The organism is Pararobbsia alpina, assembly GCF_965118125.1.
Taxonomy (GTDB): Bacteria; Pseudomonadota; Gammaproteobacteria; order Burkholderiales; family Burkholderiaceae; genus Pararobbsia; species Pararobbsia alpina_A.
In genome coordinates this window covers 846,446-858,476 of sequence record NZ_OZ221288.1, presented here as the reverse complement: position 1 = coordinate 858,476, position 12,031 = coordinate 846,446, and the positions used below count along the sequence as shown (strand labels likewise).

Sequence of the window (12,031 nt, the reverse complement as noted above, 5' to 3'; positions counted from 1 at the left end):
TCCGGTGGTGCGACGCCGATGCACAATCGGGCGGCGGCCACCGCACGGCGCGGGAGAGCGCCGGCCGGGATTGCGGGCAAGCATATCCAAAAGCCTCCGGGATGCGATTGCGAAATTGACGATCCGCGCGGCGATTCTTTTGCGTTACGTCGAGCGTTAGACCGCGGCTTTTGCAGTGCACCATGCGGCGATTTTTTCCGATGCCGCATCGTGCGTTCCTGCGGGCTTCGGCCTCCGTGGCAGCGTAGGGGCGACACGGAGGCCCCGCCTGCCGCGCCAGCCCTTATAATCCAGCCATATTCCGTCTTTCGAGCGAACCCAACTTGCCGCACGAGCATACCCACGCACATGCGCACGACAGCACGCACCGGCATGACGTTGCCGAGCACGATGCTGCGCCGCCCTCGGCTGAAGAGATCGAGCGCTCGCTCGAGATCGCCGAAGAATATTGCCAGGCCCGTGGCGAGCGGCTGACGCCGATTCGCCGCAAGGTGCTCGGCCTGCTGCTTGCGAGCGGCAAGGCGACCAAGGCGTATGCGCTGCTCGACCAGATGCGCGACATGCATGCGGGCTCGGCGCCGCCGACCGTGTATCGCGCGCTCGACTTTCTGTTGTCCGCCAATCTGATCCACCGGATCGAGACGATCAACGCGTTCTCGGTGTGTCACGATCTCACGCACTGCCAGCACGGCATTCTGATGGTCTGCCAGGACTGCGGCCGCGTCGAAGAGCTCCATGAGCCCAAGTTGCGCAAGACGCTGATGGCCCAGGTCAAGCAGTCGGGCTATCGGCTCTCGGGCGAGGAAATCGAGCTCAAGGGCCTGTGCCCGGAGTGTCAGGCACGGCTCGACGCCAAGAACGCAAAGCGCGGCAAGGACGCGGCCAGGGAAACGAAGGACGAGCAGGCGGTTTGAGCCTGAAACTCGGTATCGCGCCGCGAGCCGGGTCACACAACAATCAATATGAATGGCAGTTGTACTTTGAGCCGCCGCTGCGCTGCGGCTGCTGTGGTGCTGTTGATCTGTTCCGCGTCGAGCGACGTGTGGGCGGATTGCCGAACGAATTTCCTGGACGGCGTGGAGCCGAAGCCGCTTCAGGCGCCCGGCACGGATCGACCGCATCTGCTTTGCTTCACTTCTTATGCGGTGCTCGAGTCTGGCGAAACGCGCACCGCAGTCTGGTCGGCCGAGGCGCTGACACGCGACAAAGTCAGTGCCGCACACGACATCACGCGCGACAACACATTTCACGCTGAAGACGCCATCGGCCAGGCGGATCGTGCCGAACTTGGCGACTACACGCGTTCGGGTTGGGATCGCGGACATATGACGCCGTCCGGCGATATGCCCGATGTGCAGTCGCAGGCCGAGTCGTTTTCGCTGGCGAACATGATTCCGCAGGCACCGAAGAACAATCGGCGGATCTGGGAGCATATCGAGGCCAGTACTCGACGCCTTGCGACATCGACGGGGCAGGTCTACGTGGTGACGGGGCCGGGCTACACGAGCGCAAAGCCGAACTGGCTCAATGCGCGCGTGCGGATTCCTGAACTCGTATGGAAGGCGGTCTATGTGCCTGATCGCGGGGCGGGGGCGTATCTGGTTCGTAACGATGCGGGCAACGACTATTCGGTGGTGTCGATCGCGGAGATCACGCGAATTTCGGGCGTAGATCCGTTTCCGTCGTTATCCGCGTCGATGCGAGAGACCGCGTATGCGTTGCCGTCGCCGACGCCGCATCAAGGTGAAGGCAAGGATGTCCGCGTTGCCGAAGCGACGCTGCTGGGGCGTGCGAGTGATGAGACTCAGGTTGCCGCAGCGGAATCGGGAGGGGGACGTGCGAGGGCGAGAGACGGTCGGATTGAACGCGCTGAGCGCGCGGATCGTGATCCGGCCACGCGTGAGCGACGAGCCCGGCGGGTTGAATACCAGCCGATCGATATTTTCGCGACCCTTGAATCGGCGATCGAAGAGTCGGGCAGATTGTTGAGACGCTGGATCGCGCAGGTCATGCGTGAGGCGCTGGGCTAAACCCAGTTCGTGTTGCACGACGCCTGTTGTTGGGTTGTCTGCCCCCTCCGTAAAGAACTCGCGTTCCGAGCTCTTCACGCGTAGGGAATCCGGTTCAGGTCGCGGCGAGCGGCATCGCTTTGGCCGATGTATCGAGCCAGCGGAAGCCAAGGGCAGCGGCGAGCGAACGCCTGCCGTATCGCTTGTAGTGCTCGACCTGGAACTCGACGCCCGACGCTGGCCCGGTGTAGACCACCGCCTCGTTGACCGCAAACGTATAGAACGGCGGATCGAGATGAACGAGGGTGACCGTTCCGCGAGACTCTCGAGGTAGCTCAACCGATACGGATGCCTGAAGTTGCGTTGGCAGGTGCGGCAGGGTCGCGGACATAACTCAATACTCGTATTTCTGAAATCGGCAACCCGCTTTGATGGGCAGCATTGCTCCGTTTATTTGGGTATCGGCCCTCGCGTTCGAAACTTTAATAAGTGCAATTGATTAAAGTATCTGCAAAGGCCCGCCCGGTCGACGTTTCGCCGAGACTGGCCAATCCGGGCTCGCGAAAGTTGTTGTTTATTGCCCTGATGTCTGAGGAGTCGACATGGGCGAACGTCAGTAGCCACGCTACACTGTCGCTCGCGCGGACGATGTATTCGGGGATGCGCACCAAGGAGCTGCGGGCAATGACTCGCGGCCGGGTAGTTCAGACCAGTCAGCACGAGAAGACCATGAAGACCATGCTTTGTATCGGGGCCGCCGCGATTGCCCTCGTGGCGTCGGCGGTGTACGCGCAGGCGACGTCGGATGAACCGACGTCCAATATCCACGGCTGGCGCCCGCCGTCCGATGATTCGCACCATGGATGGGGCGCCCCCCGTCCGGGTGATCCCGAGACCGGTCGGATGACGGAGCATGGATGGGTCGCCCCGCGTGACAAAGACTGCTCGCTTAATCACGTCGCTATCGAGGGCAGTGCCCAGGTGCGCTGCATGAAGTAACCCATGATCGTTCGCCCAAGCCTTCACTGGTTCCGCATGATTTTTGTTCTGCGCGGATCGGTGCTGCTCGATATCCTGCCGCAACTCGTCATCACGACCGGGTTCGCGACTGTCGTCACGTTTCTCCACGGCACGCTGTTCGAGCGGAAGATCCCGCTGACGTTTGTGCCGTTTTCGCTGATCGGTCTGACGCTCGCGATCTTCCTCGGGTTTCGAAACAGCACGAGCTACGCGCGTTACTGGGAAGCTCGAAATCTCTGGGGCGAGATCCTGAATGAAACCCGCACGCTTGCCCGCCAGTCGCTGACGCTTCCCGACGATGCATCTCACGCACGCTCATTTGTGCGCCGGCTGATCGCCTTTACCCATGCGCTGCGCCATCAGTTGCGCGGTACCGATTGCAAAGCCGATCTTTCGCGTTTGCTCGAACCGCACGAGTGCGAGCGCGTCGCCGAAGCGCATTTCAAACCGGCCGTCCTGTTGTTGATGGCAGGCGAATGGCTTCGCGACATGCGTGAGCGCAAGCTGATTCAGCCGGTCCTGATTCCCGCGATGGAAGCGCCGTTGAACCGGCTCAGCGTGGCGCTCGGTGGATGTGAGCGCATCGCGAGCACGCCGATTCCGTTCACGTACGCGGTGATCATTCATCGTGTGATCTATGTGTACTGCTTTCTGTTACCTTTCGGTTTGCTTGACTCGATCCATGGCATGACGCCGGTCATCGTCGCGTTTCTGTCGTACACGTTCTTTGCGCTCGAAGCATTGAGTGCGGAGATCGAGGATCCGTTCGGCACGGCGCCGAACGATCTGCCGCTCGATGCACTCGCCTGGACGATCGAGGCGACGCTGAGGGAGACCTTGGGGGAGCGCGAGTTTCCGCCGAAGCCGCAAGCGGTCGACTACGTTCTGAACTAAGCCCGGTAGAGCGTTCTCTGGGAAGCAACGTTCGTTTTCGGATAAGCATCCTCAAGGCGAGCAACGACCTCGTAGGTTCGATTAGGGCGAGCGTCAGAAGTTGAACGGCGGGCGTTTGGGGCATCGAGTCTGCCGACGCCATGTGGATGATTGAAGCACACAGGGCCGAATGCATAATGCGTCCGGCCCTGCGCTTGAAACGTCAGATCGTGTCCGATCCTGAGCGACGAATTACATGCCCGGCGTCAGCTGGCCGCGAATTTCGCCGCCCGGGTTGGCAGCCGTGTGCACGTTGAAGTACCACTTGCCAGCAAGCAGATCGGCTTCCTGCTTGCCATCCAGCGTGGCTTTGCCTTGAATCGGGCTGGCCAATGCATCCTTGGCGATCGGCACCATCACGCCTGCGTTCTGGCCAGGCTGCGCCGGACCGTGGAAGTGCGCGGCGCTTGCCGGGCCCGACAGGCCTTCGTAGCTGATCTTGTAGTCAAGCGACTTGGACGACGTGTCGTACGTCGCGTCGAGGTGACCCTTGCCCGTCGTGGCGTTTGGCGGCACTTCGCTCGACGGAAGCAAGTCGGTGCTGAATTGGACGGTTTTCGCGACGACGAGCGCCGGCGCGCACAGACTCAGGGACAGGGCAACTGCTCCGAATACGCGTACCAGTTTCATTTTTCTCTCCAGGGTAGACCACAGAACAGCGCCGCTGGGGCGACGCCGCAGATGCCATCACTATCATAGTCTCGCGACCCGCCGATGGCGTTGCAGCCTTTTGGGGGCAAGCCGCGTTTCAGACGACGACAGGGCAGACAACGCCTCAGTGGTGCGGCGTATTCCATGGCCTGCAAAATACTTTGCGATGGGCGCTACTGCGCCTTTTGTCTGCCCGGAAACAACGCTCTTGCTGCGACCGCACAGGCGACTGCCGCGAGCCACACTGCCGGCCACGCATCGAGCTTCAGCAGTAGCGGGATGCACGACGGTGTAATAAACAGCAGCGTGAAAGCTGTCATATTGCCCATTGCCAATGCAGTCCCGGCACGAGCGACGCCGGCCATTTCCGCGAGCTCTGCATACGCGACACCATGCCAGGCCGAAACGCTGACCCCACAGATGACCAGTACCGCAATGACTGTTCCTGTCGTCGCCCCGGACGATAGGTGAGGTGTGCCTTTTAGAGCAAGTACCCATGCGAGCAAGCCCAGGGCCGCAAACGCAACGGCGCTGATCACACAGCACGCGTGCAGATAGTCGCGGCGGTTTCCGTGGCGGTCCGTCCAGCGTCCGCTCCAGACTCGCATGACCATCGCGCCAACTTGCACTGCGGCGAGGACGGCGCCGGAAATCGCCGTCGAGACGCCGAACACGTCGTGCAGGAAGACCGCCCCGAACGTAATGACGGCGAACTGCGGTGCACACAAAATGCCGATCGCGAGTACGACGCGCCAGATCTGGCCGTCGGTCATCGGGTTGATCGAAGCGCCTGAGCCCGGCTGAGGGCTCTGCGCCGGCGTGGTCGATGGCATTGACGAGATCGACGACGAAGCCTGCGTCGGCGGTTCGTGGAGCCAGTGCCACGCCAATGCGGCGGAAGTCAGGCAGAACAGGGCGCCGGCCCCATACACATAGGCGAACCCGAGATGGGCGGCGAGCGCAGGCAGGATCAGCGCTCCGAGCCCGTATCCAAGCGGGACAGCCGTTTGCCGGATGCTCATGGCCAGTCCGCGCTCGTGCACGCGGAACCAGCTCATGATGGCCCGGCCGCTCGAGCCGTTGACGCTGCTGCCGAGCAAACCGACGACGCACAAGCCGCCGGCTAGCAGCCCGACAGAAGGAATGGCCGAGACGCCGCCGCCGCTGGGCGCGACAAAGGCGGCCATGCCGAGCAAGGCGATCGCCGAGCTGCACAGGCCGGTCAGCAAAACGGGGCGATCGCCCCAGCGGTCGGTCAGCAGGCCCCACGGCAGTTCGCTGATGGCGATGCCGAGACCCAGCATGCCGAGCACCCAGCCGAGCGTCGATGTATTGAGTCCGTAGGCGCTGCGCATCAGCACGCCGGTGGCGGAGATGCCGCCGACTACGGCAGCGAAGCTCGCGTTCGCGGCGACGCCGATGGTCAGGATCTTCCAGCGATGCGAATCGGTCAGGCGTTCGGTCGATGGCACGGTCGAGTGCGAAGTTGGGTGTGAAGTTGGGTTTGAATCGGGGCGTGAGCTTGATCGCGTCGAAGATGCGGGTGAAGACGCTGCGGGCGATGTCATGGTGACTCCGTCGAGAATCAGGATGCGCCGATTATGGAGATCGCGTATTGTTCTGAAAATCAAATAATTTGACGCAATCGTCCTGATTTTCGGGATCATTGGAGGCCGCTCATGTCTCGTCTCACACTCGATCTCGACGCACTGCGGAGTTTTGTGACCGGCGTCGATTTGCAGGGATACGCGAAGGCGGCCGATTTACTCGGACGCTCGACCTCGGCCGTCAGTGCGCATCTGAAGAAGCTCGAGGAGCAGACGGGCGCGCCGCTGTTTCGAAAATCGGGCCGTCAACTCGCGCTCACAGAGTCGGGGCAGACCTTGCTCGGTTACGCGCGACGGCTCCTCGATCTCAATGACGAGGCGTTTGCAGCGGTGCGTGCGCCGCAACTCGAGGGGCGCGTGCGCTTCGGGCTTCAGGAAGACTTCGGCGAATCGCTGTTGCCGCACGTGCTCGGCCAGTTTTCGCGCGTGCATCGCAAAGTGCTGATCGAGGCGCGCATCGCGCGCAATGCGGAGCTGCTCGAGCGCGTCAGATCGAGCCGCCTCGACCTGGCTTTGGTCTGGGGCGATACGGAAGGCGCATCGATCGTGGAACGTGTGGGCGAGTTGCAGACGTGCTGGATCGGCAATGACGATATGGCGGACTACCTGAAGAATCGTCCCGACGAACCGCTGCCACTGGTGCTGTTCGACGATCCGTGTCCGTTTCAGTCGATGGCCGTTGCCGCACTTCAACGCGCCGGCATCGAATGGCGGATCAGTTATACGAGTCCGAGTCTGGCGGGGCTATGGGCTGGCACGCAGGCGGGCTTAGGTTTCACGGTCCGTACGCGTGTCGGTCTGCCGTCAGGGTTGCGCATACTCGAAGGGGACGCGCATGGTCTGCCGCCGTTGCCGCGACTGAGTCTTTCGCTGCATCGTGGCGATGCGAACAGCGAACCCGTTCACGCCCTTGCGGAAACCGTGCTCGCGAGTGTCCGGCGCGCGATCGTGCAGTAGGAGTGCCGTGGCATCACAATCGCAGTGACGCAGTATCGTTGCCATCACTCTTAGCAAGAAATCAGCGATTCGGTCTTAAGCAATGTCCGGAGAGATGTTTTTCTCTTAAGAACTCAAGCCACACTTCCCGCACGATACCGTTCTAAATAAACGTTCATTCGGGCGATACGGGTCCGATAGCCGCACAAAACTATCCTTGATTCCAATGATTCGGCACATGACCGGGTCACCACTGGAAACCACCTTGGATAGGAGAATGGACATGAAAAAGGCAATTTTCTGCGCGATGCTCATCGGCGCTTCGGTCACGGCTTCGGCTTCGGTGTTTGCATCGGGCCTGTCGCCTGAAGAAATCCAGGCCACGCACGTGATGGCCGGTTCCGAACAGCCTGTGCAGGTTCAGCAAGCGCCGCAAGACATCAATGCGGGCCCCAAGACGCGTGCTCAGGTTTATCAGGAACTGGTGGATGCAGAGCGTAGCGGTGTGGTCGAGAAACTCAACGCGACGCTGTACGCCAACTAAGCTTCATCTGCTGTGTGGGGGCTTGAACGAGCAACGCGCTCGGTTCGCCCCGGCAGGGGGTAGGGATGCGATTCAGGCCAAGGGCATGTCATTGCGTGATGACATGCCCTTGGCTTTTTTAAAACTATATTCATAAAAAAACTCCGCGCCGATTGACGCGGAGTTTTTTCGGATTTTTCACCTAAAGCGATCGCCTTCAGGCGATCGCCATGCGAAGGCTTTAGAACGCCGTACGCATACCGCCAGCCAGGATGTAGTTCGTGCGCTCGTTGCCGTTGAATGCGGCACCGTTGAAGTGCGAGAACATATAGCCCAGATAGACGTCGGTACGCTTGCTCAGGTTGTAATCCGCAAGTGCCGAGTACTGGAGCTGGTTGCCGCCGGCGACACCGGTCGATTGCAGCGTCTGCGTGTCGTAGATACCGACCGAAACGTCGAGTGCCGGCGAGATCTTGTAGTCGCCGCCGCCGAAGAACACGTTCGTCTTGGACGTGAATACCGTGTTGGTCACAGCGCCCGAGAAACCGAAGTAGTTCGTCGTCGTGCCGTTGACGATCGGATCCGACGGCGCCTTCAGTTCGTAGCGCTCGTAGCCGGCCTTCACCGTCAACGGACCCCAGCCATAGCGTGCGGCGATCATGAAGTCCTGATCGTCGTTAAGCGTCAGTGCGCCGACGTTCGTGCCGACCAGGTTGCTGGTCGGTGCATTGGCGCCCGTCAGACCGCCCGCGTGGATGATGTCGGTCGCTTCGTAGTACGTGGCCTGAATGCCGAACGTGCCGACTTCGTAGCCCAGGTTCGCGCCGAACGTCGAGCCTGCGCGGAAGTCGCCTGCCTGACCGCCGAAGCTATACGACAGACCGAAGTTGAAGTTGTTGAAACGGTTCGTGTACTTGATGTTGTTGTCGGTACGCGAGCCTTCGGTAATGCCACCGGCCGAATACGAACCCGAGAAGCCCAGCGGCGAGAACAGCTGCGCGGCGTGAAGCGGGTCGTAGTTGACGATGGTGTCGTAGCCGAGCGTCGTCGTGCGGCCGAAGGCGATCGAGCCGAAGCGGCTGTCGCGCAGGCCGACGAATGCGCCGCGGTTGAACAGCTGGCCATCCAGCGCCGATGCCGCGCCCATGGTCGTGTTCGTGCCGGCGAGCGAGGCCGCTGCGTTGTTCAACGTGCCCGACTGGACGTTGATGCCGGATTCAAGGCCGAAGAAGGCTTGCATGCCGCCGCCAAGATCTTCCGTGCCTTTGATACCCCAACGCGAGTCGGAGATGCCGCCGTTGAACATGCCGGTGACACCGTTGTTGAACTTGGTGCTGACCTTGTTGACCGGGTTCACAGTCGCGGGGAAGGTGGGGCTTGCGCTCGCGCTGTGTTCGATCGTACCGACGGCCACGTCGAGGATCCCGTAGAGCTGGAGTGAGCTACCGTCGTCCGCGTGAGCGACCCCAACTGCGGAGCTCAGAAGTGTGGCGGCGGCGATCAGAGTTTTTTTCATGTCGACAGATTCTGTTAAGGAAAAATGCGTCGCGTGCGCTTTCGTTTGCATTGCGACAGCATGCGAAGACTAAGCAGAATCTGTGACTCAAATCGTTCAAATAGCCGCGATTGAATGAAGCATTGTTTAAGGGAATTTAATTGATTTCGCTTAGCTATAAAAATGCATCGCACCTATAAGGAAAGTCCATAAAAAACAAGCGTTACCGGGAATGCAATTTGAAAGGAGCGAGCCAGGGTGAGTCGCGTTTTGACGTTTGAAGGCGCGCTCTAGGGTTGCATGACTGCAACGCCGTTTTTACCGGGAGCAGGTGCCTGGAATGCACGGTGTCATCGAGACACGCAGTGATGCAGGCGGCCCAGGCAAAAAAAATGGCGCGCAGACCGTGAGGCATGCGCGCCCAAACACCTTAGATCCGTTGGCAGACGTCCGGTCAGGACCGCGAAGGGCAGACAGCTTGGCGACCGGTTACCCCGACTCGCGTGAGCCGCTGAATGCACGATGCAGTCGCGGAGAGACCGACTCCAGAATTCGGAGGCATCGCACATCCAGTGGCCTTGACCCTGTGCCTGACAGTCAGCCAACGTGTTCGAGCCACCGACTCAAGGCGGTTCAAACCCTGGAGACCCGGAACGCAATGTCCCGGGTGTTCACCTACGTGTGCGTATTGAATACGCCTTTCGCAAGTTTCAAAACTGGGCGACGCCGGCCATGGCCGGCGTGTCGCAAAGTTCAACCTTTCAACTGTTCAACGATCAAGCCATTCCGCAATCGCACTTTGCAATAACGGAGCATTGCTTCGATCAGAAGTGGTGGCGGATACCGACCATCACCATCGTCTGCGAGTTCGTCGCCGAATCGTTGCCGAAGTCGGCGAACGACGCCGTGGCGGCCACGAGGTCGCCCGTCGTTGCGCTGATCGTCTGGCCCGACGCATGTTGATAGCCAGCCAGTGCGTACAGGTCCGTGCGCTTCGACAGGAAGTAGTCGGCGCCCAGGCTGAACTGGTTATAGATCGCGTTGACGTTGTTGCCCGAGCCCTTCGTGTAGTCATAGCCAAAGCCGAGCAGCGCGGCAGGCGTGACCTGGTAGTTCACGAAGAACTGACCGTTGTTGAAGTGCGTGCTGTTACCGCCGGCCGACGGGCCTGCGTAGTTGTTGTACTGCACGTTGCTCCAGGCGACGCCGGCCGTGAACGGACCGAACACATAGCTACCCGCGGCACGAATGATCTGCAGCGAGTTTGCCGTGACGAATCCACCGGTCAGCGCGGCCGAGTCGTTGGCAAAGCTTGCATTCGGGTTCAGGCCGTCAAACGTGCCCGACGTGCCGTTGCTGTTCGCATGGAAATAACCTGCGCCGAGGCCGAGCGGGCCGTTGTTGTAGGCCGCTGCCACCGCATAGGTCTGGCCGCTGCCCGTTGCACCGGCCTGGCCACCGAACGCATACATCGCCGATGCCTGGAAGCCGGCGATATTCGGCGTCGTGTACTTGACCGAGTTGTCGGTCCGGTAGCTGTTGTCGTAGTTGTCCATATCGCCCGGCGTCGCGAACGTCGAGCCGAACGGGCCGTCATCGGTCAGCGGCTGGATCAGGTCGATCAGCGGATCGTACTGGCGGCCGAGGGTGACCGTGCCGTACTGATTGCTGTCGAGACCCACCCACGACTGACGGCCGAACATGCGCTGGCCTTGACCCAGTTTGCCGTTGTCGATATTGAATCCGCTTTCGAGCTTGAAGATCGCCGACAGGCCGCCGCCCAGATCCTCATTGCCCTTGAGGCCCCAGTGGTTCGGCGACACATTGCCGGACATCAGCTCGAATGTGCGTCCGGCCTGTCCGTTCGCACCCTTCTGATTGCTGAAGTAGGCGACGGACGTGTCGAGCGCGCCATACAGGGTGACGCTGCTTTGTGCGTGTGCGAGCGACGCGAGACTAGCGAGGACAGCCGTGGCGACGAGTTTTGTTTTCATATGCGTTCCGAAGTGAATTTCAGGTCTACGTGATTTCAACGTAATCGGGACGTACCGTTGGCAGCACGAGGAATCGTGTTCATCGCGGCGTCACAGTGCGTTCACGGGGCGTACGTTAAGTGGCGCGACCTGCGCATGTCGTCCAACGGATCTGAAATTCTGTCTTCCGCTTTTCGAAAGCGACGACGATTGCTTTCGGATAAAGGCTTTAGCGCTGTGCTCGAGCGTGAGCAAAATAATTGTCGATACGGTTTGTTGGTTTGTTGCCACGCAGCAAATAGTGTCTCCTCGGGTCTCCTCGGCAGCTTCCTCGATGCGTACCTGCGGCACGTTCAGTTCGCGAGGCCCTCGACCGGTTCGGTCTGTTCGAGCTGCTCATTCAGTACGTTGACAAGGCGCTTGATGCTTTCGCGCGGTAACGCGAAGCACGTCCATCCGAAGCCGGGGTGACGCATGAGCAGTACGGAGCCGTCGATCAACGGGTTGCTTTGAGCATGCCAGTCGGGATCGACCTCGACCAGGAAGGGCTTCTTTCGATCGACTTCACGATTCACGCAGGGCTGCATGTCCGAGCGCAGGCGTGCGAGTTCTTCAATCAGTGCATCGATCGTTGAGACATCCAGGATCAGGCTGCCCGTTTCGACGGTCACGCGCAGTCCGTTGTTGCCGTATACGTTGACGGGCTCGATATGAAGCGCGGCTTTGGCGGGGTGGGTCGGCATGACGATCTCCTTAGCGACGATCTCCTCAGTGGCGTGGATCGTCGCATGCGCACGCGTAGCTGACCTTAAGAAACCGTTTCCCGCGTATGAAGCATTTTTTAGGGAAATGACAGCGGCGTTCATGTCGGTCGATACCTTCGC

At 60.5% G+C, this 12,031-nt stretch carries 12 protein-coding genes; 6 read left to right on the top strand and 6 right to left on the bottom strand.

Annotated elements, in window-relative coordinates; translation table 11 throughout:
- The first annotated feature begins 323 nt into the window (after positions 1-323).
- On the top strand, positions 324-914 hold the full coding sequence (locus ACMFWR_RS22170; protein ID WP_413196841.1) for a Fur family transcriptional regulator: 591 nt from the start codon (positions 324-326) through the stop codon (positions 912-914).
- Between the two features lie 66 nt (positions 915-980).
- The gene (locus ACMFWR_RS22165; protein WP_413196840.1) at positions 981-2,030 is read left to right on the top strand and encodes a DNA/RNA non-specific endonuclease; all 1,050 of its coding nucleotides are present in this window, start codon (positions 981-983) and stop codon (positions 2,028-2,030) included.
- Positions 2,031-2,124: 94 nt separating this feature from the next.
- On the opposite strand, the gene ACMFWR_RS22160 is transcribed toward ACMFWR_RS22165, so the two are convergent.
- Positions 2,125-2,400 (bottom strand): hypothetical protein, encoded by a 276-nt coding sequence (locus ACMFWR_RS22160; protein WP_413196839.1) that lies wholly within the window; start codon positions 2,398-2,400, stop codon positions 2,125-2,127.
- Between the two features lie 98 nt (positions 2,401-2,498).
- Between ACMFWR_RS22160 and ACMFWR_RS22155 the strand changes: the two genes are divergently transcribed.
- Both ACMFWR_RS22155 and ACMFWR_RS22150 read left to right on the top strand, forming a co-directional pair.
- The gene (locus ACMFWR_RS22155; RefSeq protein WP_413196838.1) at positions 2,499-3,008 is read left to right on the top strand and encodes a hypothetical protein; all 510 of its coding nucleotides are present in this window, start codon (positions 2,499-2,501) and stop codon (positions 3,006-3,008) included.
- A 3-nt stretch (positions 3,009-3,011) separates the two neighbouring features.
- Complete coding sequence (locus ACMFWR_RS22150) at positions 3,012-3,923, top strand: bestrophin family protein (RefSeq protein ID WP_413196837.1); 912 nt, start codon at positions 3,012-3,014, stop codon at positions 3,921-3,923.
- A 231-nt stretch (positions 3,924-4,154) separates the two neighbouring features.
- On the opposite strand, the gene ACMFWR_RS22145 is transcribed toward ACMFWR_RS22150, so the two are convergent.
- Positions 4,155-4,592 carry a CHRD domain-containing protein gene (locus tag ACMFWR_RS22145; protein WP_413196836.1) on the bottom strand — a complete coding sequence of 146 codons (438 nt, stop codon included), beginning with the start codon at positions 4,590-4,592 and terminating at the stop codon, positions 4,155-4,157.
- Between the two features lie 194 nt (positions 4,593-4,786).
- Entirely contained in the window at positions 4,787-6,085 is a 1,299-nt protein-coding gene (locus ACMFWR_RS22140) for an MFS transporter (protein WP_413196835.1), read from the bottom strand.
- A gap of 207 nt (positions 6,086-6,292) precedes the next feature.
- Here ACMFWR_RS22140 and ACMFWR_RS22135 point away from each other — a divergent pair, with 207 nt between their 5' ends.
- Together ACMFWR_RS22135 and ACMFWR_RS22130 are read left to right on the top strand one after the other, a co-directional pair.
- Positions 6,293-7,177, top strand: a complete 885-nt coding sequence (locus tag ACMFWR_RS22135; RefSeq protein ID WP_413196834.1) for a LysR substrate-binding domain-containing protein — start codon at positions 6,293-6,295, stop codon at positions 7,175-7,177.
- A 262-nt stretch (positions 7,178-7,439) separates the two neighbouring features.
- Positions 7,440-7,700, top strand: coding sequence for a DUF4148 domain-containing protein (locus tag ACMFWR_RS22130; RefSeq protein WP_413196833.1), 261 nt, complete (start codon positions 7,440-7,442; stop codon positions 7,698-7,700).
- Between the two features lie 220 nt (positions 7,701-7,920).
- Here the strand turns inward: ACMFWR_RS22130 and ACMFWR_RS22125 are convergent, their stop codons facing one another.
- From ACMFWR_RS22125 to ACMFWR_RS22115, 3 genes are all read right to left on the bottom strand, one after another.
- Entirely contained in the window at positions 7,921-9,195 is a 1,275-nt protein-coding gene (locus ACMFWR_RS22125; protein ID WP_413196832.1) for a porin, read from the bottom strand.
- An 803-nt stretch (positions 9,196-9,998) separates the two neighbouring features.
- Positions 9,999-11,168: a porin gene (locus ACMFWR_RS22120; protein WP_413196831.1), complete on the bottom strand. Its 1,170-nt coding sequence runs from the start codon at positions 11,166-11,168 to the stop codon at positions 9,999-10,001.
- Between the two features lie 332 nt (positions 11,169-11,500).
- The gene (locus tag ACMFWR_RS22115; protein WP_413196830.1) at positions 11,501-11,890 is read right to left on the bottom strand and encodes a hypothetical protein; all 390 of its coding nucleotides are present in this window, start codon (positions 11,888-11,890) and stop codon (positions 11,501-11,503) included.
- Positions 11,891-12,031 lie beyond the last annotated feature (141 nt).